Below are 20,228 nucleotides of genomic sequence, written 5' to 3'. Positions count from 1 at the left end.
CTAATCTGAGCCACTTTTACCAAAGAACAAAGATAAATTTTACATATACAAAATTTCATATTTTCATAGTTTTATTTTTTTTAAAAGCTAAAATTTCTATAATTACGAAAAATTACAAAGGATTTAATATGCAATTTTTACCTTGGGCGGTAATTTTACTGCTAATTTATGTGATCTACTTCTTAATGATCCGCTATGAAAAAAAGATAGCGACGCTAAGTAAGATGATCGAGCAAAACAGTGATGGCATCAAAGAAAATAGAGACCTTATAGGTCAAAACAGATCACTAATCGAGAAAAATAAACACAACATTGAGAAAAACACCAAAGATATTACAACAAATGTTGAGAAAATAGATATCGATTTGGAAGATTAATTCTTCCAAAATTTCTCTTCTTTTTCCTTCCTTAATAAATTTTCATAACTTTGCATTCTTATATTTATAGGCTCTAAATTTATCCCATCTTTTTTTATCTTAAAATATTTCCCATCCATCAAGCAATACTCTGGCACGAGGTCATATCGCTTTGAAAGCGGTAGGACTCTAAAGCTTAGATTATCTAGTATCAAAGGCTCTTTTTGCAAATTTTTCCAAACAGCTAAAACCATATGGTATCTTTTTGTATTTTTTTCTTTAACGACTAGCAAACATTTTTGATTGTCTAAGCCAAGGTCTTTTAGGCTGTCTCGCTTTGATATCGCATACTCTTCACAGTCGCCACCACCACGTCTTAAAAACTCGCCTCTAGTGCTCCAAACATCAACATTTGTGTTGTAAAAATCATCGTATCTTGGCATTATTGTATTTAGGTATGAATTTACGAGTTCGAGCTTTCTCATAAAGCTCTCGTTTTGGGTCTTTTTCATAAAGTCAGCATAATGATTTAGGATATTTCTGCAAATTTGGTTTTTACATAAATTTATATTTTTTGGTGAAATTTCATAATTATCCGCAAAAAGCGAGGCGCAAAATGCCAAAAGAAGTAAAATTTTACGCATTTAACTGCTTCATCAAAAGCACAAGACCTATTCTATCTTTGACATTTAGCTTGCTGTAAATAGAAGTCGTATGTGCCTTTACGGTTCTTAGTGTGATGCCTGTTTTTTCAGAAATTTCGTTATTTGTAAGGCCTTGATAGATCAAATTTGCAACCTCTCTTTCGCGTGAGCTAAGCTCAGAAAGGTCGCTCTTTTTATCCTCTTTTTCACTTTCACTGCTGATATATGAACCAGTTAGCTCGCCTATCATAGCTTGGATAAACTCAGGATATAGCCAAACTTTGCCGTTAAGTATCGTCTCAAAAGCGTCTTCAAAGTGGGTTTTTCTCATGTGTGAGTTTGCGTAGCCCTTGACACCAAGTGCTAGCAGGTGTTTGCCTTCGCTAAATTTTGGTTCGTTTGCTAGGATGAGAAATTTGATATTTGGGAAATTTTCACGGATCGTTTTGATATTTTCATCAAGACTATCTTTAAATGCGTTTGTATCGATGCCAACGATATCGACCTCGTCATTTAAATTTGCAAAAAAATCTTTTTTGTTGTGGGCAAATTTTACATTTTCTTCTGGAAAATATCCCCGCCATAAATTATTTAGTGATCCATTTTGTGTAAAAAAAACAACATTCATCCCCAAATTTCCTTATATCACAGGCATGTTTGTTCGTAAATTTTTGCTTCATTTACGAAGGCTACCACGTGGCGCTCCTTGCCACTATTTGCCTCAAATTTATAACTAAAAGTAGCCAAAAATCTCTCGACTACCTCTTTTTTCTCTTTTAAAAATATATTCATCTCAAAGCAGCCATTTGATATCGCATATCGATATGGCACGCTAAGTGAGATCAAATTTAGATCAAAATCCAAACTATCATGGCTCTCATCGTAGCCGTTTATTGATATTTTTATGCTCTTTATAAGCTCATCTTTGATCTCTACGCCAGCTAAATTTATACAATTTTCGCTTTTTAAATTTATCATCTCATCAAAGCTTTTTTCGCAATCTTTAAAGATAAATTTATCCACTTCTCTACCGATGAGATCACACTCTTCGCCGCTTACAATAATAAATTCATCAGCCAGCTTTGCTCTTGAAATTTGATATTCGTTTAAATTTCGCTCAAAGCTAGCTATTTTGCTCATTATCTCTCCGTTAAAGCGTTTTGTTTTGCCTTCAAAATAGGCTTTAAGAGATAATCAAGTATCGTTTTCTTGCCAGTGATGATGTCGGCTGAAACGATCATACCGACCTTGATCCTAAGTGGTTTTTCCTCGCTACCAAGGTAGTTTTTATCAGTTTCGATCCTGACTAGATAGTAGCTCTCGCCTGTTTTTTCATTTGTCTCAGTATCAGCACTGATCTGCGTAACCGTGCCTTTTAGACCGCCATAGATACTAAAATCATAAGCCGTAAATTTAACCATCGTATCAAGACCAGGTCTTAAAAACGCAACGTCAGCAGGCTTAACCTTTACCTCTGCTACGAGCTTATCTTCAAGCGGCACGATCTCGGCGATATTCTCACCAGGTTTAATAACGCCTGAAACAGTGTGCACCATCATCTTACTAACGATACCATTTACCGGCGATCTCACATAAGTTCTTTCGACCCTATCGCTTAGGCTGATTTGTGACTCGTTTATCCTAGCGATCTCCGCTGAGACCTCGTTTAGCTCTTTTTTAGCGTTGTTTTTAAACGCAAGCTTTGCCTCTTCTATCTTATTTTTAGCCTCTTTTATAGTAGACTCGACCCTTGGCACAGCCAAAATCGCTGCATCAAGCTCGCCCCTTAGGTCGTTTACACGTCTTTGAAGCTGGATGTACTCGACCTCACTCACAAGACCTTTTTTAAAGATAGGCTCCATGATCGCCTTCTCTTTTAAGACAAGGTTGTAGCTATTTTGAGTTTGAGAAATTTTATTTCTAAGCTCGGTTAGCTCACTTTGGCGCTGGTGAATTTGCTCTGTTAAAATTCCTATTTGCTCGTTTAGGTGGTCAATATTTGAGTGGTGCAAGCTTATCTCGTATCTTACAGCCTTACTATTATTTACATCTCTTGTCTCGTTGTAGTCAAATTCTTTATCATTTGCCTCAGCGTCAAGCCTCATAAATTTAGCCTGAAGCTCATCAAGCCTTAGCTTTGACTCGCCGTAGCTACTTGTGAAATTTTTATTATCAAGTCTGATTAGGATCTGATCTTTTTTAACTTCATCGCCCTCTTTTACAAAAATTTGATCCACGATACCACCCTCAAGGTTTTGTATCGCTTGGTTTTTGCCTGATGGGATGATCTTACCGCTACCTCTTGTTATCTCGTCTATCTGTGCCCACGAGGCCCACAAAAGCAGCCAAAATACAGTTATGCTAACTGCATAAAGTATCTTTTTTGAGGTTGATGGAGCTTTTGCCAAAACTGCTTCTGAGAGGCTTGACATAAATTTCAAGTCATAAGCATCGTAGTTTTTAGCTTGGATGTTTGACTTGATGCCATCTACGCTATTTAAAATTTGATCTCCAGCACTCTCTTGCTCTTTTATGTCGCTTTTTTGAACCGGCTTTTCGTCTGACTTTAAATTTTCATTTTTTTGATTTTTTATATCTTCTTGCATAATCACTTCCCACTAAGTCTAGCTAAAACTTCGTCTCTTGGACCATCTAGTAAAATTTTGCCGTTGTCCATCACTATGAGCCTATCAACAAGATCGAGCATCGATGTTCTGTGAGTTACTAAAATCATGGTTTTATTTACGGTATTTACCTTTAAATTTGCTTTTAGCTTGCTCTCAACTGTATTATCAAGTGAATTTGTAGGCTCGTCAAGCAAGATGATAGGACTATCAAGCAAAAATGCCCTAGCCACGGCTATACTTTGACGCTGACCGCCACTGATGCCATCGCCTCTTTCAAAGACAGGCATATCAAAACCAAGTGGGTGAGCATTGACATATTCATCGACACCACTTACCTTAGCCGCCTTAATGATCTGCATATCATCGACATAAGGAGCTTTTTGCACGATATTTTCTCTAACCGTTCCCTTAAATAGCACAACATCTTGTGGCACGTAGCCGATATTTCTTCTAAGGTCGGCTGGGTCTATTTGATTTATATCGATACCATCAATTAGCACTGAGCCCTCAGTAGGTGCGTAAAGACCTAGGATTATCTTTTGCAAGGTTGTCTTACCAGAGCCATTTCTACCAATGATGCCTACTTTCTCACCCGGCTGAATGACAAAATTTATCCTATCAAGTGAGCCTTTTGTGGTGTCTGGATAAGTAAAGCTAACGTTTTTAAACTCTATCTTGCCATCAAAAGAATTTCTTCTAACAAATTTCTTGCCCTCAGGTCTTTCAACTGGCATCTGCATGATCTTGCTAAGGCTTTGATAAGCTGTCTTTGTCTGCTCGAAATTTGCAGCTAGTGAGGCTACTTGACCCATAGGGGCAATCGCACGAGAACTAAGCATAACAGCAGCGATCAAACCACCCATAGTAAGGTGCGTATCTTGTATCATATAAACGCCAAGAACGATGATAGCGATAGTGTTTAGTTGTACCAAAAATGACGTAACTGTCGTGATCGAAGTAGTGATTATTTTTGATTTGATACTTCTATTTGCTATCTCGCCAGTCGCCTCTTCCCAGTTCCACTGCACATGGCCGCTAGCACCAAGAGTTTTAATGGTCTCTAAGCTGCTAAGGCTCTCTATCAAAATGCCATTTTTCATAGCTGAAGCTTCAAAAGTACTCTTGATGGCATTTTGAAGCGGATCTTTTATAAAAAACGTATAACACAAAATAGCTATCATGATAACGATCGGCACTAGAACAAGGTAGCTTCCTATAAAATAAGTCACTATCAAGAAAATGACCGCAAACGGCAAATCCACGATAGCAGCTAGAGAAGCTGATGAGAAAAAGTTTCTAACTGTATCAAATTCTTTAAGATTGCTAGCAAACGAGCCAACTGACTTTGGCTTATTGCTAAATTTCATATCCATTACACGCTCAAACAAGATAGAGCTCATAATGATATCGCTCTTTTTGCCTGCGATCTCAAGAAAATATGAACGAACAAATTTCAAAAATAGATCGATACCATAAACAACGCTCACGCCAAGCGCTAGAACCCAAAGTGTCTCAACAGCGTTATTTGGCACAACGCGGTCATAGACGTTCATCGTAAAGAGCGGGCTTGCAAGGACAAATAAGTTTATGATAAAGCTTGCTATCACGACGTCAAAGTAAATTTTCTTAGATCGCTTTAAAGTGCCCCAAAACCAGTGGTCATTACCAGCGTCGATAAGCTTTGTCGAGCTTGTATCTTCTGGGACAAATTCGCGTTTTAGATAGTAAGCATAGCCTAGATATTCATCTTTTAGCTTGCTTGTTTCTATCGTGCTAGTACCAGTTGAAAGATCAGGCGTGATGATGTTTGCCATCTTTTTGTCTTCGCTGAAAGATTGCAAGATGCAAGCTTTTTTACCTCTAAGCATCAAGATACAAGGCAAAACTAAAGGCGAAATTTGATCAAGGTCTTTTCTAACAAGCGTTGATGCAAAGCCAGCACGTGAAGCTGCACGAGAAAATAAAGACTTCGAGCTCTTTAGTGAAAAAAGCTCGATCTCTTCGCCATCTTTTACAGGCAGACCGATAGTCAAAGCATCGGCACTATATGGGTTGTTATGTAGTTTGGTAAATATCACCAAACATTGAAGCAGTTCGTCTTTTATCTTGTCGCTATGCATCTATCATCCAATATTTTTGATTTCATCTATGTAAATTCCTTGCATATTTTTAATGCCAAGCTCAATTAGCTTACTCTTTTGCTCTTCGCTCTCAACACCGATCGCAATCAAAATGATATCTTTTGAGCTTAAAACAACATCTAGCGATTGTTTTGTATTTGCTCCCGACTTGTCGCTTAGGAAGTCGATCAAGACATTTGACTGGATTTTTACGTAGTCTGGATTAAATTCTTTTAGCTTTTCGATGCCATTTGCGTTAAGCTCAAAGTGGTCAAATCCAAAACCAAAGCCAAGTTCTTTTAATTTTTTAGTAAGTCTAACTATACTTTCGATACTAATATCGTCTTTGTTTGGAATTTCTATATAGTTTTTGTATTTTGAAATTTGACTTATTTTCTTAAGCGTAGCTTCAAGTTTTGAGAAATTCTCGTCTGAATTTAGTATCTCTTTTCCTAAATTTATAGCCAAATTCCCTTGAGGCAAGATGCTATCAGATAAAATTCTAGCGATTCTATTTAGTATGTGAAGGTCAAGCATCGCGCCTAAATTTAGCTCATTTACCATCGGCATAAAGTATGACGCCATACGCCAAGTGCCCTCTTTATCAACAAGCCTTAGATAGAGCTCATACTGCTCAAAGCTTGAGTTAAAGCCGACGACTTTTTGAGCTGCAAATTTAAATTTATCTTCTTTTATCGAGTCAAAAATGAGCTCTTTATACTGCTCTTTACCCATAACTAGCGTGTTGTTATTTTCATTAAATACCTTGCAAGCAAAGCATCCAGCAAGCCTTGAGCTAGCCAAAGTGACGTCAGCTGAAGTAAGCAGCGTCTTCATATCGGTGCTTGGCGAATACTCAACAACAGCGGCATTTACAGGGCACACGCCTTCTTTTAGTGCAAAATTTAAATAAAGCTTTTTAAGCTCAGCCATGATCTTGTCGTTTAGAGCTGAGAAATTTGATGAGTTTTTGCCGTATGAAAGCACGATAAAGTCGTTGTCATTTAGTCTTGCAACGATCACGTCTTTGTCGTTTTCTATCGATTTTTCTTGTAAAATTTGAGCGATCTTTATGATAACACTTTGCCATTTTTCAAAACCAAGCACCCCTTTTAAGCCAGCAAGGTCTTTAAAGCTGATAAGCGATGCAGCGCCACTTGAGTACTCTTCACTGGCTAGATACTCGCTAAATTTAGTTTGAAAAAATCTTCTATTGTAAGCGCCGCTCATAGAGTCTTTATATAAAAGCTCTTGGTATTTGCTAAGTGTTGCGGCCTCTCTTTCAAAGATGTCTTGAACCTTGCTAACCATCGAGTTCATGGCAAGCACCATCTTTTTAAGGTCGGTCGTAAATGGAATTCTCTTTTGGATGATAAATCTATTATCAAGTATCGCTTCAGCTTGATCTTGCACCTTCATAAGTGGCCTAAATATCGCTTTGAGCGCAAAAAATGCCACAATGAGAGCGGATACAATCATAATAGTTAGGAAGTTAAAGATACTTTTTGAGTTTGAGTAAAGCTCGTTATATGCAAGTGCGGTGCTGCCTTGAACGTAAAGCGTACCAAATTTAGCCCAGCCAGTCATGATCTCACTTGTTGCCACTGGAGCTTCAAATTTAGCAACCTTGTAAAACCACTCAGGGATGTCTTTAACGACTGTTTGCTGAGAATTTTCTATAAGCACCTTACCATCGACATCTTCGATCTTAATAAGCTTATATCTGCCGCTATCAAACATAGAATTTATCATCGTTTGAGCCAAAGACATATCCTCAGGATCAACTATAGGCTTAAGAGCGAGTCCGAGCGAGTTTGCTGTGTGCCTTGCGTTTTCGCCGAGCTGGTCGTTGATGTATCCATTTAGGCTCTTAAAATTTAAGTAGCCAACAGCCATAAAAATCATGATGCCAAAAGCTATCACAGCGATCATAATCTGTTTAAATAGCGTCATAAATCCTCTTTTCCTATCCTATCAATTAGTTCCATCCACTTAGGATTTTGTTTTTGATTTCCACCTGGTATTGCCTGACCAAGACCTTCTTGTTTTGCCAAGTATAGCGAATCGCCGTTGAAACTATAAACTGGCACGAGGTCTGTTCTTTGAGTTGCGATTTTTATTTTACCATTTATATTGTCTAAAATTAATGGAATAGACTTTGGTGTATCGTAATATGCTAAAACCATGTGAGCCTGATTGTATCTTAAAGCTTTAACGTATGTGAAATATAATTTTTGAGTTGGAATTCCAAGTTGTTTGAGAGTGAAATATTTTGCAATAACGTAGTCTTCACAGTCACCCGCACCTTTTCCTATAAATTCCATCCTCGTAGCCCAATAATCTTTTTTGCGCCAAAGCTGCATATCATCAACCCATCTAAAAGAGTTAAAAAAGTCATTTACTTTTATTAATTTCTCTTGCTCGGTTGCATCTTGCAAAGAAGTCATTAAAGAATTTAATGCCGATGCCCTTCTTCTTGCATCTTCTCCATAAATTTTAGCCACTTTTGCTATCGTTGTTTGTTTTACAAAATCCCCAACAGCATTTATTGCTAATAACGAAAAAAGGACGCTTAAAATAAGCGTCCAGAATTTTGCTTTGACCCTCATGGTCATCACTTTTTAAATTTTTATCTTAAGTCGTTTTGAATACTGCAAGCGCCTTGGATATATCTCTTCGCAAAGCCTGGTTCAAAACTATCTGATACCATACCCATGTTGTCAAGTAGTCTATACTTAGCATAAGAAAGTGCTGTCTCAGTTGTAGCTATCTCTTTTAATGCTGTGTTGTACTCATTCTCGGCATCAAGTAGGTTGATAAGGTCACGGCGGCCAATTCTAAATTCATCTTGGTAAGCATCAAGTGTAGCTTTTGCATACTCTACGTGTTGATTTAGATAGCCCATTTTCTCTTGGTTAAGAACATAGTTTTGCCATGAGAATTCTAAAGACTCTTTAAGCTCTCTTACAAGGTTATCCATAGTTTGTTGCTCTTGTTGAACAGCAAGCTGGCTCTTTTCTTTGTCTAGCTTATCGTTACCTTTGTTGTAAAGGTTGTAGTTTAGTCTTAAAAGTGCATCAAATGTTTGCTCTTCATAATTATCATATAGAACATCTGAATGATCATAAGCGCCAGAGACAACAAGGTCTAGTTTTGGTAAGAATGGTGCATTTTTCTCTTTTACGACAGACTCAGCCATAGCGATGTTTGATCTTTGAACTAGAAGTGTTGGGTTACAAAGAACAGCTTTGTTGTAAACTGCCTCTTTTGTGCCTGGCAATGCAACATTAAATGATGGCATTACTAAATTTTTAGCAGCAACTTTTCTTCCATATAGTTTTTCAAATGTAGAAAGCGCGTCTTCATAGTTATTTTTAGCAGCTATGTAGTTTGATTGAGCCAAAGTATAGCGTGAGCCAGCTTGTCTCTCTTCAGAAGCTACGCCGTAACCTGATCTTGCTCTATCTTTGATTTGGCTATAAATTTCTTCATGGCTTTTTACATTTTCTTCTTCAATGTCAAGAATTCTCTTTGTTTGAAGTACTTGTAAGTAAGCATTTGCAGCGCTTAGTGTTAGTCTGTCTGCAGCTTGAGCTACTGTGTAAGCAGCTGAGTCAAGTCTTGCGCTTTGTGAGTTGATTCTGTTCATATCAGCGCCACCATTGTAGATGTTCTCAACTAAAGTTAAAGATGCGCCAGATACTCTGCCGTCACCTCTTCTTTTTGAAACTCCATCATCAAGGCGTTTTCTCTCATATCCTACTCTAGCAGCTGCGTCAAGTGTTGGATAGTAGGCATTTTTAGCCATTTTTAGGTCTTTGCCAACTTGTAGGTAGTTAAATTCTGTAGCTTTTAGGCTTGGGTTTTCGCTTAAAATAGTTTTTACAACTTGATCCAAAGTCAAAACACTATCATCAACTTTTGTAGCTGGTTTAGCTTCAGTTGAGATTGTTTGCTCTATATTTGTTTTTTGAGCCGCTGTTTGAGTACCTGTAGTAGGATTTTTAGGTCTCATTAGAGCATCTTTATAGCCTGACTGATTTTGAACTTTAGCTAGTAACTCATTAGCTTCATTTTCAGAAACTGGAGTTGTGTCAACATATAAAAACTTTCTTCCGCCAACCTCGTAAACACCGGTAGATAGTCTACTGTCTGATATTTTGCTATTTACTTTATTAATAGCACTGTTTATTCTAGCTGGGCTGTCACTTTGAGCAAATGAAGCTAGAAAAATCCTATAAGGGACATCTTGGGCAGACAGCAATGTTGCTGCGGCCAAAGCACTAATTGCTAACATCTTTTTCATAACTAAGATCCTTTTACCTTTTTATTGCCAAGCATAACGTCTGGCTATTTGTGCGAATTATACATCAAAAAATATTAAATGCATTTTAAACACTCTATGACAAAAAAATAATTTTTAAATTGTCTTAGAAAATCGCCTTAAATTCTCTGGAATTTTCTTAAGATACTCATCAAAACACATTGCAATATTTCGTATTATCAGCGTTCCTGTCTCATTTACACTGATTTTATCTGTCGTAACATCGACAAATTCACTTAAATTCTTTAGCTCTTCAAGCTCATTTTTAAAATGTTCGAAGAAATTTATGCCAAATTCTTCCTCTACGGCCTTGATATTAAGCCCGAAATTACTCATCAAACTCATTATCACGCTTTTTCTAAGCAAGTCTTCATCACTTAGATAAATTCCCTTTGCGTATGGAAGTTTCCCACTATCGATCGCTTTTTCATACTCGTCCATATCTTTATAGTTCTGCGCGTAGTGTCTTTTGCACTCACCAATACTTGTCACGCCAATGCCAATGAGATCAGCGCCGCCCTTTGTTGTATAGCCTTGGAAATTTCTATGCAAAGTGCCATTTGCCAAAGCACCAAAAAGCTCATCATTTGGCTTTGCAAAGTGATCCATACCTATCATTTTGTAGCCATTTTTAGTTAAAAACTCAGCTGTAAATTTTAAAATTTCAAGCTTTACTTCTGGACTTGGCAGGGTTGTCTCATCAAATTTACGCATCGACTTTTTGATCCATGGCACGTGAGCGTAGTTAAATACCGCAAGCCTATCAGGATCAAGCGTAAGAGCAAGCTCAAGCGTCTTTTTAAAGCTCTCCAGGCTTTGATATGGCAGGCCGTAGATCAGGTCCATATTGATTGATTTTATGCCCTTTTCTCTAGCCATTTTTACGGCATTTTGAGTGATCTCGTATGGCTGAATTCTATGAATTTCTTTTTGCACCTTCTCATCAAAGTCTTGCACGCCGTAGCTTATGCGGTTAAAGCCGTGAGATATGAGCACGTCAAGCTGCTCGTTTGTTAAAAATCTCGGGTCTATCTCACAGCTTATCTCAGCCTCTTTTGAGAAATTTTTAAATTTAGCCTTTATAAGTTTGATGATCTCATCAAGCTGAGCGGCGTTATAAAATGTCGGTGTGCCACCGCCAAAGTGCATCTGCAAGACCTCAGTGCTTGTATCTAGGTGGCGAGCTAAAATTTCAAGCTCTTTTTCTATATATCTTATATATCTCTCTTTGCGGTCCTCTTTGCTCGTGTAGATGACGTTACAGCCACAAAAATAGCAAGCGCTCCTACAAAATGGCAAGTGTAAATAGAGCGAAAGCGGCCTTTTTTTATCACGGTTTTCAAGCTCTTTTATATAAGCCTCATAGCTAAATTTATCGCTAAACTCCGGTGCTGTCGGATAGCTCGTATATCTTGGCCCTGGCCTAGAATACTTCACATACGCACTAAAATCAATCATCTGCCCTGCTCCTTGCCATTTGAATCATCTCTTTTATATCTACAAATAGATTTGGATGCTCTTTTTTTATATTTTTTACTAGTTTTTCAAGATCTATGTTAAACTGCCTGCTCTTTTTATCGTGAGCAATCTTTTTGATCTCATCCATCGCAACCACCCAAACATCGCTAAAATCAACTGGGATATTTTGCCAGATCGTCTTTTCAAGCCTTAGGTCAAAATTCTCTTTTTGCGTCTCTTTTAGAGCTTCTATCAAAGCTGAGAGCGATTGTACTGAAACGACCGTGTGTAAATTTTGATTTTCATCGATGCCAAACCACGGCTCTTTCGAGTTCCAAGAGCCACTTTTTAAATTTAAGATATGCTCGTTTGGATTTTTCGTTGAAACTATCTCAAAGACCGTTTTTTCAGGACTACTTAGCCCAAGTGTAGTGCCGATCTCATCTATCTCATCATATATATTTTTCTCTTCACTCATTTTCTTCTCTCGTCTAACCAGACCATCACGCCTTTTTGGGCATGAAGTCTATTTTCCGCCTCGCTAAAAATTTCATCCGCGTGCCTCTCAAAGACCGCCTCGCTCACCTCGTAGCCTCTGTAAGCTGGCAAGCAGTGCAAAAATATCGCATCTTTTTTAGCTAAACTCATCAAATTTTCATCCACGCAGTATCCAGCAAAGTCTTTTAGTCTCTTTTCTTTCTCGGCCTCCTGACCCATCGATACCCAAGTGTCCGTAGTCACTACATCGGCACCATCTACCGCTTCTTTTATATCATTTGTGATAAAAATTTTAGCACCTGAAATTTTTGCGTTTTCGTTAGCTATTTTTAAAATTTCAGCATCCACCTCGTAGCCTTTTGGCGTAGCCACTCTTAGCTCAAGGCCAAGTTTGCTTGCTAGCATGAGCCACGAGTGGGTCATGTTGTTGCCATCTCCTACGTAGGCGACCTTCTCGCCGGCGCTAAATTCTAGCATGGTTAGATAGTCTGCCATGAGCTGCACTGGGTGAAATTTATCGCTTAAGCCATTTATCACTGGCACGCTTGAAAATTTAGCAAATTCTTCTAGCGTTTCGTGACGATCAACCCTTAGCATCGCCATGTCACACATCCTGCTTATCACTCTAGCGGTGTCACGGATTGGCTCGCCGCGGCCTATTTGTATATCATTTTTGCTTAAAAATAGCGCATATCCGCCAAGCTCATGCATGCCAACATCAAAGCTCACTCTAGTTCTAGTCGAGCTTTTTTCAAATATCATCGCAAGCTTTTGATCTTTAAGATATGGCTTAAATTCTCTAGCTTTCGCCTCTTTTTTGATTTTGCGAGCTAAATTTATCATCTGCTCGATTTCATCTTTGTTAAAGTCATTTAGCGTCAAAAAGTGCCTCATCTTAGCCCCTTAAAATTTTAGCCGCTTCTTTTGCGTGATAGGTGATGATCAAATTTGCCCCTGCTCTTTTAAAGCCGATCAAGGTCTCCATCATAACGCGCTCATAGTCGATGATACCAGCTTTTGCGCCAGCTTTTAGCAGTGCGTACTCGCCGCTTACGTTATAGACGCAAAGTGGCAGAAGTGTTAAATTTCTTAGCTCTCTAACGACGTCAAGATAGGCAAGCGCTGGCTTTACCATCAAGATATCAGCGCCTTGTGCCTCGTCTTGCAAGCTCTCATTTATAGCTTCAAGGCGGTTTGCGCTGTCCATTTGGTAGCTCTTTCTATCGCCAAAGCTTGGTGCGCTTTGCGCCACGTCACGAAACGGTCCGTAGTAGGCTGAGGCAAATTTAGTCGAGTATGCCATGACTGGTAAATTTTCATAGCCATTGCTATCAAGCGCCTCTCTTAGCGTTGCGATGATACCGTCCATCATACCGCTTGGTGCGATCATGTCGGCGCCATTTTGAGCGTGTATCAAGGCTTGTTTTGCTGAAATTTCAAGCGTTGCGTCATTATCGATGGTGTTGTGCACGTGGTCGATTATGCCGCAGTGGCCATGATCTGTGTATTCACAAAAGCAAAGATCGGTGATGACCACTAAATTTGGGAATTTATCTTTTATGGCTCGAAGCGCAGTTGCGATGATGCCGTCATTACTTAGTGCGTCGCTGCCAACGCTATCTTTTAGGCTTGGTATGCCAAATAAAATGATCGATTTTATGCCTAAATTTACTATCTCTTCGCACTCTTGTAAAATCTCATCGATACTCATTTGATAAACGCCTGGCATCGAAGCGATCTCGTTTTTAACGCCTTTGCCCTCGACTACAAAGAGCGGATATATGAAGTCATTTACGCTAAGGCTAGTCTCTCTTACCATCTCTCTTAAAGCTGGATTTATTCTTAATCTTCTAAAACGTTTAAACATATTTTTGCCTTTTCTTTGTTAAAATGCGTGATTTTTAGCTAGTTTAGCATAGTTGGAGTAAATTTAAAATGAAAATAGAAATTTCAAACGCCGCAAATCTACCCTCAAGATTTGGCACTTATAAGGTTCAAGCTTTCAAAGAAGGGGCAAAAGAGCACCTCGTGATCTACAAAGAGCCTTTGAGCGAAGTGGTAAATCTTAGAATTCACTCCGAATGCCTAACTGGCGATGCGATCGGAAGCCTAAAGTGCGACTGTCGCGATCAGCTTGAAGCGAGCCTAAAATATATCGAAGAAAATGGTGGCATGGTCATCTACCTGCGTCAAGAGGGCAGAAATATCGGGCTTTTAAACAAGATAAACGCTTACAGCCTCCAAGACAAGGGCTTTGACACCATTGAGGCTAATCACCAGCTAGGCTTTAAGGCTGATGAGAGGACGTATGAAGTGGTTGATTTTATCCTAAATCACTACGGTATAAAAGAGGTAAATTTACTCACAAATAACCCTTTAAAACTTCACGGACTAAGCTCAGTAAAGATCGTAAAACGCGTGCCTATCGTCATCAAGCCAAATAAATTTAACGAAGGCTACTTAAAGGTCAAAAAAGAGCAAATGGGGCACATCTTGTGATGAAAAATGAGCTCTGTTTGCCAGCTGAATTTAACGAAAAAGTAAAGGCTTACGCTCAAATTTTTGCTAAATTTAACAAAGTTCATAGCTTAAGCAATTATAAAGATATAAGCGAGCAGGTGCTTGATAGCATAAAGCCGCTTGAAATTTTTGACCTAAGTGCTAAAACGGCGATCGATGTTGGCAGTGGCGCTGGCTTTCCAGCGATATTTTTAGCACTTGCGATGCCGCGCACTAAGTGGCACCTTTTTGAGCCGATAGCTAAAAAGTCATCATTTCTAAGCTACGCTAAGATCGAGCTTGGCTTGCAAAATTTAGAAGTCCATAACCAAAAGATCGAGCTTGCAGATAAATTTATGGCTGATCTCATCACCTCAAGGGCGCTTAGCAAGACAAAAGAGCTTATAAAAATTTGTGAGGGATTTTATGATGAGAGCACTAAATTTCTCATCTACAAGGGCTCTAGCGTCATGGAGGAAATTTCAGGCATAGACGCACAAATTTATAATGAAAAAAACAGAAACTACATATTTTTTAATCTCAAAAATCAAGGAGAGATACGTTGAAATACTTGCTTTTTGTAGCGATTTTGGTTGCGATTTACATCATATTTTTTAAAAATAGAAAAAAAAGCGACAAGATAAGCACCAGCAACTTCGAAGAGTGCAGCAAATGCGGTGTCTTTAGCGACATCGATCAAATGGTGCTAAGGGATGGAAAATACATCTGCAAAGAGTGCATAAAGGGTGAGAGATGAAAATTTTGGGTGATGAACTGATCAAATTTGAACCGCTATTTCTTTGCAAAAGCGAAGATGAAATTTCAAACAGCAGGCAAAATCTCTTTAAATTTGATAGAAATTTGATAAAAAAAGCGCTAGAAGCTGGAGCAAACTTTAGCATCATCGCAAATGACATAAACGAAGCTATCATCGCAAACGGCGCTGGAGCAAAATTTATTATTGCCGATATTACGCTAGCTAAAGATCTGGCAAAAGTTGCGCAAAACTACCTATTTGACGCACTTATCGCTGTTTTGATAGAAAATGAAGCAAGCCTTTGCGAGCTTGCGAAATTTGAGATCGACGCAGCGATCTTGCCAAATGCCATAAAAGAATAAGGACAAAAATGGAAATTTTCAAAACCGCTTTTTTAATGGTTGCTTTAATGCTAGTTTTCATCGCTGTTGGCGGCTACGTTGGCGGCGAGCAAGGCATGATGATCGCCTTTTTGATGGCAGCTGGCATGAATATCTTTTCTTATTTTTTCAGCGACAAGCTCGTTTTAAAAAGATATAACGCCATCCCAGTTGATGAGAGCAACGCTCACGGCCTTTACGAGATCGTCTCACGCCTCACACAAAAGGCGAATTTGCCGATGCCAAAAATTTACATCATCCCAGAAGAGGTGCCAAACGCCTTTGCCACAGGGCGCAACCCAAGCCATGCAGCCGTCGCAGTAACCGAGGGGCTTTTAAAAATTTTAAATGAAAACGAGATCGAGGGCGTGTTAGCTCACGAGCTAAGTCACGTAAGGCACTACGACATCCTAACTGGCTCAGTCGCAGCCATACTAGCTGGTGCTATCGCGATGGTCGCAAATTTTGCCAAGATAGGCACCATCGCTGGTCAAAATCAAAACTCACAGCGAAACGCCAACCCAGTGATTATGCTAATCATCGCCGTTGTGATGCCTCTAGCTGCCACAGTCATACAAATGGCGATCTCAAGAGAGCGCGAGTACAAGGCGGACAAAGGCGCAGCCTATCTAACAGGGCACCCAGAGTGGCTAGCCAGCGCACTAAGAAAGCTTGAAAGCTACTCAAATTCTTACGTTATGCAAAACGCAAGCGAGCAAAGCGCGCATATGTTTATCGTAAATCCATTTGGCTCGCTAACTAGCAAGCTTAGCGTGCTTTTTAGAACGCACCCAAGCACCAGCGACAGGATAGCTGAGCTTCAAAGACTAGAGCAAGAGATAAAAAGAGGCATGTAGAATTTAGCTCTTAGTAAATTTGGGCTAAATTTTTCGTTTTTTGGTTTAAATTTTAAATATAGTAGTCAAATTTTAAAATTTCATGAACGAGTAATTTCGGCTCTGATTTTAGTGGAGAGCTTTGCGAAACCTAAAATCAGTAGTCAATTCTTGCGAGTGAATAGAATTCTGGCAAATTTAAAATTTATGAACGAGCATATCACGCTTCCAAATTCAGTGGCAAGTGATAACGAGACCTGAATTTGGTAAGTTGCTAAGGCGAGTGAGTAAGATTTTAAAATTTGCAAAGCAATCTAATGAAATTTTGTAAATTTTATTTATCAAAAGGGAGACAAGGGGGACTCGAGTTACGAGGCCGTCCCCTTATCCCCCTTTTTAAATCCTCCAAACCCCTCGCACGTTCAAGGGGCATGCAATCGTGCTAACGCACTGCATGCAGTTTTTATGCTAAATAAACTCAGACAAATTTTAAAATTTCATGAATGAGTAATTTCGGCTCTAAAATTTGAGTTAAGTGGCAAGCGAAGCCAAATTTTAGTAGTCAATTCTTGCGGGTGAGTGAAAGTTTAAAATTTGCAAAGACAGCTTGGCTAAAAACTAAATTTAAAACCCAAAAACTTAAATTTAACCCCAAATTTCACTGAAGTCTCTTACAGTCTTCGTCCTTTATAGTGTATTCAAAGATTAGTTCGCCGTTTTCTGAGTAGAAAATTTCATCCAAACTAACGCCGATGCTTAGCATATTTAAAATTTCTTTATCCTTGCAAGCGGTTCTTAAATTCTCTTTTTTTATAGCCTCGATAAATTCCAAAAGCTCTTTTTCTTCAAGCCTTTTGATCTCTTGTTTTCTTGCGTGTTTAACGGCGTATCTGTAGATGAGCGTGTCGCCGACGTTTAAGATATCGTTAAGCGTTAGCGTCGGCGTGCAGATAAATGGGAGCTTTTTTTTGTAGTATGTTGCGTGATTTTTCGCTGCCATATCTGGCGTAAGAGCCAGAGCAAGCGAGCAAAAAACCAGAGCAAAAAGGGCTACTCGCAACTACTCTTATCCAGCTTCAAATCAAAAAGATGCCTGCCCTCAAAGCCATAGCTACCACTTAGCGTGATGCCGCGATTTAGCGCAGCTCTTGCCATGCCTGAGTTGCAAAGCGCCTCTTTTCCGTTTTGATAAAACTCATCCTTTAAAGCCGAAATTTGAGCCTTGTTATAGCCTTTTAGCTTCTTTGTCTTGGTCTCATTTAAGACAAACTCGCCATGTATGTTTAGCCCGTCACTGCTTACATCTTTTAGCGTGATCATCTCATCGACCCTGCTTGGTAAATTTGGCTTTGCGGTTTGGACGACAAAGGCTGGGATCTGCTTTGTATCAAGCTGATTTAGTATCTGCTCATAAACTTTAAACTCACTCTCTTGCACACCAAAAGCAAGGCTTGCAAGAGCTAATAAAACGATCTTTTTCACATATTACCTTTATATAAATTTTCTAGTGATATTTGGCGAGAGTTTGACCAAGATGTCGTAGTTTATCGTGCCAAAAAAGTTAGCCCAGACATTTGCGTCCTCAAAGACACAGACCCATTCGCCACTATCTTTGCAGCTAAAGCTATCCATCGAAATTTTGCCAAGTATCAGCTCGCCGCTTGCAAGCCTTAGCTCACCATGTCCATTATATCTTAGCAGTCCGTCGCCATATCCAAGGTCGTAAGTAGCGACGTTTATATCATCTTTTGCTATAAATTTAGCTCCATATCCCACGCTTTGACCACTTTTTAAGACCCGCCTGCTAACGCGCTTTGCCCAAAGTGAAAGCACTGGTTTTAAATTTAAAGAGCCATTAAACTGGGCATATCCATACTGAGCGATGCCCACGCGCACCATCTCATCTTTTATCTCGCTCACTCTTTCAAGGGCGGCTGAGTTGTGAGAGTGAAAGATCGGTTTTTTTATACCAAACTCATCACAAAGAGCTAAAATTTTCGCTTTTGCGGCGTTAAAATTTTCTCTTTGCACGAAATAATCAGCATTTAGCTCATCACTTGCTCGAAAGTGCGTATAAGCGCCAAGAAGCTCTAAATTTCTTCTGGCTAAAATTTCAAATGCATAATCAAGCTCGCTTATATCAAGCCCATTTCTATGCATGCCAGTGTCGATGGCGAGGTTGATTTTTGTATTTTCTTTTATCTTTAAAAGTGCGTCTATGTCGTTTATGGCGTAGGTAAATTTAGCGCTCTCATCACCTGTTGGGATGTGCGAGAGGATCAAGATATTTTCAAAGATATCAGCGATCTCATTTGCTTCACACTCGCTCTTTACAGCGCAGTTTTTTATGCCAAATTTCTTAGCCTCGCTAGCTATGAGCCTTGCGCCGTGTCCATAAGCGTTATCTTTTAGCACGACGATCACTTTTTCTTTTCCGCCAGCTTTGTCACAAATTTTAGTTAGATTGTGGATGTAAGCTGCTTTGTTTAGGCGTATCTCAGACATTGAAATTCACATCATAAGCTTTATAAACGTCAGGCAAGAGCTTTCTTACGTTGTAGTCAAATGCATAAAATTTAGCGTAAATTTCTTTTAGATCAGCCTCTTTAACCTTGCTAAAGTCAAAGACATCAGTGCCATTTTTCTTTGGCACTTGGCGGTCAAGCTCAGCAAAAAATGCCGACCTCGCCTCTAAAATTTTCTCTATCTTCTCTTTTACTTCTTGAGATTTTTCCACTTCTACTCCTCTATAAAAATTTTCATCTCATCGCCATAAAGCTTGACATAAAGGGTCTTTTGACCTGCAAATTTATGCGTATCAGCAGCGTAATCCTCATAAAAACTCACGCGAAAGAGCTTGTCGTTTTTAAGATTTGGATAAGGTGTGATGAGAAAATTTGAAAAAGCGATATGTTTTTTCTCTTTTTTAGAAAAGATCGCTCGTTTCATATTTTTAAAATTTTCTAAGCTCATGCCGTCATACCGCTCAAAATCTTTATCATAAAATTTCAAATAGCTATCAATGTCACTCTCGCTCCAAGTCTTTTTCCAGTTAAGAATTCCAGAGATGATCACCGCTATGTCGTTCACGCTTGCTTCTGGGCGCTTGTCTTCGTAGATAAATGCGAGCGTTTTTTTATGGTCTATAACTTCGTCAAATTTCATCAAGATGTCATTTTGCATAGCCACACAGCCCTTTGTCTTTAGCTCATCTGTCCTTTGACCATCAAGCGGATAGCCATGTATCCAGATGCCACTGCCATTGCGTTTTGCAAGCTTATCAAGCAAATTTGGATATGAAAGAGAAAAGGCAAGAGGCCCCAAGTATCTATCATTTGGCGTAAATCTACGTGTGAGCTGATAGACGCCAACTGGCGTTTTTAGGTCGCCTTCAAGCAGCTTATCGCCGTTTTTGCCGACGATGACGCTTGAGCTAAAAAGCTTTTTCGTCACACCGTCGTTATATGAGATGACTTCTAGCTCTTTGTCTGTCTTATCAACCACGCTTAGTAGTATCTCGTTGTCGTAATATCCGTATCTTACGTCCTTGCCTTCAAGCTTTTTAAGCCAGTAATCCTTACTTAAAATGTTTTTTTCAATAGCTTCGATGACGGCAGCTGAGCCATTTTTTAAGTAAATTTCTTCGTAATTTTGGGCAAAAAGACAAGGCGCTAACGCGATGAAGAAAAGTAGTATCTTTTTCAAATGAAGTGTCCCAAAAAGTAAAAT

General features: G+C 39.0%; 23 protein-coding genes. 6 read left to right on the top strand and 17 right to left on the bottom strand.

Features of this window, described 5'->3' with window-relative positions; genetic code table 11:
* Window positions 1–128: 128 nt before the first annotated feature.
* A complete protein-coding gene (locus tag Q0296_RS07645) occupies window positions 129–377 on the top strand; it encodes a hypothetical protein (RefSeq protein WP_002941090.1) in 249 nt (82 codons plus the stop codon).
* On the opposite strand, the gene Q0296_RS07640 is transcribed toward Q0296_RS07645, so the two are convergent.
* The 12 genes from Q0296_RS07640 to hemB all read right to left on the bottom strand — a co-directional run bounded on the left by Q0296_RS07640 (window position 374) and on the right by hemB (window position 13,894).
* Window positions 374–1,000 carry a transglutaminase-like cysteine peptidase gene (locus Q0296_RS07640; RefSeq protein WP_298038903.1) on the bottom strand — a complete coding sequence of 209 codons (627 nt, stop codon included), beginning with the start codon at window positions 998–1,000 and terminating at the stop codon, window positions 374–376. The two genes, Q0296_RS07645 and Q0296_RS07640, sit on opposite strands and share 4 nt — an antisense overlap.
* Entirely contained in the window at window positions 993–1,628 is a 636-nt protein-coding gene (locus Q0296_RS07635; RefSeq protein ID WP_298038900.1) for a response regulator transcription factor, read from the bottom strand. Before Q0296_RS07635 ends, Q0296_RS07640 begins: the two co-directional genes overlap by 8 nt.
* A 17-nt stretch (window positions 1,629–1,645) precedes the next feature.
* Window positions 1,646–2,140: a DUF5416 family protein gene (locus tag Q0296_RS07630; RefSeq protein ID WP_298038898.1), complete on the bottom strand. Its 495-nt coding sequence runs from the start codon at window positions 2,138–2,140 to the stop codon at window positions 1,646–1,648.
* On the bottom strand, window positions 2,140–3,606 hold the full coding sequence (locus Q0296_RS07625) for an HlyD family type I secretion periplasmic adaptor subunit (protein WP_298038895.1): 1,467 nt from the start codon (window positions 3,604–3,606) through the stop codon (window positions 2,140–2,142). The genes Q0296_RS07630 and Q0296_RS07625 overlap by 1 nt, the downstream gene beginning before the upstream one ends.
* 2 nt (window positions 3,607–3,608) lie before the next feature.
* Window positions 3,609–5,747 (bottom strand): type I secretion system permease/ATPase, encoded by a 2,139-nt coding sequence (locus Q0296_RS07620; protein WP_298038893.1) that lies wholly within the window; start codon window positions 5,745–5,747, stop codon window positions 3,609–3,611.
* A 3-nt stretch (window positions 5,748–5,750) separates the two neighbouring features.
* The gene (locus Q0296_RS07615; RefSeq protein WP_298038890.1) at window positions 5,751–7,700 is read right to left on the bottom strand and encodes a LapD/MoxY N-terminal periplasmic domain-containing protein; all 1,950 of its coding nucleotides are present in this window, start codon (window positions 7,698–7,700) and stop codon (window positions 5,751–5,753) included.
* Window positions 7,697–8,356, bottom strand: a complete 660-nt coding sequence (locus Q0296_RS07610) for a transglutaminase-like cysteine peptidase (RefSeq protein ID WP_298038886.1) — start codon at window positions 8,354–8,356, stop codon at window positions 7,697–7,699. The genes Q0296_RS07615 and Q0296_RS07610 overlap by 4 nt, the downstream gene beginning before the upstream one ends.
* Before the next feature lie 20 nt (window positions 8,357–8,376).
* Window positions 8,377–10,053: a TolC family outer membrane protein gene (locus tag Q0296_RS07605; RefSeq protein WP_298038878.1), complete on the bottom strand. Its 1,677-nt coding sequence runs from the start codon at window positions 10,051–10,053 to the stop codon at window positions 8,377–8,379.
* A 114-nt stretch (window positions 10,054–10,167) separates the two neighbouring features.
* Window positions 10,168–11,529, bottom strand: a complete 1,362-nt coding sequence (gene hemN / locus Q0296_RS07600; protein ID WP_298038875.1) for an oxygen-independent coproporphyrinogen III oxidase — start codon at window positions 11,527–11,529, stop codon at window positions 10,168–10,170.
* Window positions 11,522–12,007, bottom strand: a complete 486-nt coding sequence (locus Q0296_RS07595; protein ID WP_298038872.1) for a DUF2603 domain-containing protein — start codon at window positions 12,005–12,007, stop codon at window positions 11,522–11,524. Before Q0296_RS07595 ends, hemN begins: the two co-directional genes overlap by 8 nt.
* Window positions 12,004–12,921 (bottom strand): ornithine carbamoyltransferase, encoded by a 918-nt coding sequence (gene argF, locus Q0296_RS07590; RefSeq protein WP_298038869.1) that lies wholly within the window; start codon window positions 12,919–12,921, stop codon window positions 12,004–12,006. Before argF ends, Q0296_RS07595 begins: the two co-directional genes overlap by 4 nt.
* A gap of 1 nt (window position 12,922) precedes the next feature.
* Window positions 12,923–13,894, bottom strand: coding sequence for a porphobilinogen synthase (hemB, locus tag Q0296_RS07585; protein WP_298038866.1), 972 nt, complete (start codon window positions 13,892–13,894; stop codon window positions 12,923–12,925).
* Window positions 13,895–13,962: 68 nt separating this feature from the next.
* On the opposite strand from hemB, the gene ribA reads away from it, so the two are divergent.
* Genes ribA through htpX form a run of 5 tightly spaced genes read left to right on the top strand, consistent with a single transcriptional unit; the run spans window position 13,963 to window position 16,520 of the window.
* Window positions 13,963–14,526, top strand: coding sequence for a GTP cyclohydrolase II (gene ribA, locus Q0296_RS07580; RefSeq protein WP_012001491.1), 564 nt, complete (start codon window positions 13,963–13,965; stop codon window positions 14,524–14,526).
* Window positions 14,526–15,092 (top strand): 16S rRNA (guanine(527)-N(7))-methyltransferase RsmG, encoded by a 567-nt coding sequence (gene rsmG, locus Q0296_RS07575; RefSeq protein ID WP_298038861.1) that lies wholly within the window; start codon window positions 14,526–14,528, stop codon window positions 15,090–15,092. The genes ribA and rsmG overlap by 1 nt, the downstream gene beginning before the upstream one ends.
* Window positions 15,089–15,283: a hypothetical protein gene (locus tag Q0296_RS07570; protein ID WP_009294554.1), complete on the top strand. Its 195-nt coding sequence runs from the start codon at window positions 15,089–15,091 to the stop codon at window positions 15,281–15,283. The genes rsmG and Q0296_RS07570 overlap by 4 nt, the downstream gene beginning before the upstream one ends.
* The gene (locus Q0296_RS07565; protein ID WP_298038853.1) at window positions 15,280–15,645 is read left to right on the top strand and encodes a hypothetical protein; all 366 of its coding nucleotides are present in this window, start codon (window positions 15,280–15,282) and stop codon (window positions 15,643–15,645) included. Before Q0296_RS07570 ends, Q0296_RS07565 begins: the two co-directional genes overlap by 4 nt.
* Before the next feature lie 8 nt (window positions 15,646–15,653).
* A complete protein-coding gene (gene htpX / locus Q0296_RS07560) occupies window positions 15,654–16,520 on the top strand; it encodes a zinc metalloprotease HtpX (RefSeq protein WP_298038851.1) in 867 nt (288 codons plus the stop codon).
* Window positions 16,521–17,157: 637 nt separating this feature from the next.
* Here htpX and Q0296_RS07555 read toward each other — a convergent pair.
* The 5 genes from Q0296_RS07555 to Q0296_RS07535 form a co-directional block, all read right to left on the bottom strand.
* Complete coding sequence (locus Q0296_RS07555) at window positions 17,158–17,559, bottom strand: flagellar protein FlaH (RefSeq protein ID WP_149722909.1); 402 nt, start codon at window positions 17,557–17,559, stop codon at window positions 17,158–17,160.
* Window positions 17,550–17,981: a hypothetical protein gene (locus Q0296_RS07550; RefSeq protein WP_021088382.1), complete on the bottom strand. Its 432-nt coding sequence runs from the start codon at window positions 17,979–17,981 to the stop codon at window positions 17,550–17,552. Before Q0296_RS07550 ends, Q0296_RS07555 begins: the two co-directional genes overlap by 10 nt.
* A 9-nt stretch (window positions 17,982–17,990) precedes the next feature.
* Window positions 17,991–19,004: an alanine racemase gene (locus Q0296_RS07545; RefSeq protein ID WP_298038842.1), complete on the bottom strand. Its 1,014-nt coding sequence runs from the start codon at window positions 19,002–19,004 to the stop codon at window positions 17,991–17,993.
* A complete protein-coding gene (gene cmeU / locus Q0296_RS07540) occupies window positions 18,997–19,236 on the bottom strand; it encodes a CmeU family protein (RefSeq protein ID WP_009294264.1) in 240 nt (79 codons plus the stop codon). The genes Q0296_RS07545 and cmeU overlap by 8 nt, the downstream gene beginning before the upstream one ends.
* A gap of 2 nt (window positions 19,237–19,238) precedes the next feature.
* The coding region (locus tag Q0296_RS07535) for a L,D-transpeptidase family protein (protein WP_298038838.1) at window positions 19,239–20,228 on the bottom strand (990 nt) is incomplete at its 5' end.

Origin of the sequence: uncultured Campylobacter sp. (genome assembly GCF_937890585.1) — a bacterium.
GTDB lineage: Bacteria > Campylobacterota > Campylobacteria > Campylobacterales > Campylobacteraceae > Campylobacter_A.
The sequence above is the reverse complement of the archived record's forward strand: the minus strand, read 5'-3'. Positions and strand labels throughout refer to the sequence as shown.

Excerpts from the sequence above, each read along its gene's own strand:
- Q0296_RS07640 (WP_298038903.1), bottom strand. The coding sequence starts at position 1,000 with ATGCGTAAAATTTTACTTCTTTTGGCATTTTGCGCCTCGCTTTTTGCG.
- hemN (WP_298038875.1), bottom strand. The coding sequence starts at position 11,529 with ATGATTGATTTTAGTGCGTATGTGAAGTATTCTAGGCCAGGGCCAAGA.
- Q0296_RS07625 (WP_298038895.1), bottom strand. The coding sequence starts at position 3,606 with ATGCAAGAAGATATAAAAAATCAAAAAAATGAAAATTTAAAGTCAGAC.
- Q0296_RS07610 (WP_298038886.1), bottom strand. The coding sequence starts at position 8,356 with ATGAGGGTCAAAGCAAAATTCTGGACGCTTATTTTAAGCGTCCTTTTT.
- Q0296_RS07615 (WP_298038890.1), bottom strand. The coding sequence starts at position 7,700 with ATGACGCTATTTAAACAGATTATGATCGCTGTGATAGCTTTTGGCATC.
- htpX (WP_298038851.1), top strand. The coding sequence starts at position 15,654 with ATGGAAATTTTCAAAACCGCTTTTTTAATGGTTGCTTTAATGCTAGTT.
- Q0296_RS07565 (WP_298038853.1), top strand. The coding sequence starts at position 15,280 with ATGAAAATTTTGGGTGATGAACTGATCAAATTTGAACCGCTATTTCTT.
- Q0296_RS07635 (WP_298038900.1), bottom strand. The coding sequence starts at position 1,628 with ATGAATGTTGTTTTTTTTACACAAAATGGATCACTAAATAATTTATGG.
- hemB (WP_298038866.1), bottom strand. The coding sequence starts at position 13,894 with ATGTTTAAACGTTTTAGAAGATTAAGAATAAATCCAGCTTTAAGAGAG.
- Q0296_RS07605 (WP_298038878.1), bottom strand. The coding sequence starts at position 10,053 with ATGAAAAAGATGTTAGCAATTAGTGCTTTGGCCGCAGCAACATTGCTG.
- Q0296_RS07620 (WP_298038893.1), bottom strand. The coding sequence starts at position 5,747 with ATGCATAGCGACAAGATAAAAGACGAACTGCTTCAATGTTTGGTGATA.
- Q0296_RS07545 (WP_298038842.1), bottom strand. The coding sequence starts at position 19,004 with ATGTCTGAGATACGCCTAAACAAAGCAGCTTACATCCACAATCTAACT.
- rsmG (WP_298038861.1), top strand. The coding sequence starts at position 14,526 with ATGAAAAATGAGCTCTGTTTGCCAGCTGAATTTAACGAAAAAGTAAAG.
- Q0296_RS07595 (WP_298038872.1), bottom strand. The coding sequence starts at position 12,007 with ATGAGTGAAGAGAAAAATATATATGATGAGATAGATGAGATCGGCACT.
- Q0296_RS07645 (WP_002941090.1), top strand. The coding sequence starts at position 129 with ATGCAATTTTTACCTTGGGCGGTAATTTTACTGCTAATTTATGTGATC.
- argF (WP_298038869.1), bottom strand. The coding sequence starts at position 12,921 with ATGAGGCACTTTTTGACGCTAAATGACTTTAACAAAGATGAAATCGAG.
- ribA (WP_012001491.1), top strand. The coding sequence starts at position 13,963 with ATGAAAATAGAAATTTCAAACGCCGCAAATCTACCCTCAAGATTTGGC.
- Q0296_RS07630 (WP_298038898.1), bottom strand. The coding sequence starts at position 2,140 with ATGAGCAAAATAGCTAGCTTTGAGCGAAATTTAAACGAATATCAAATT.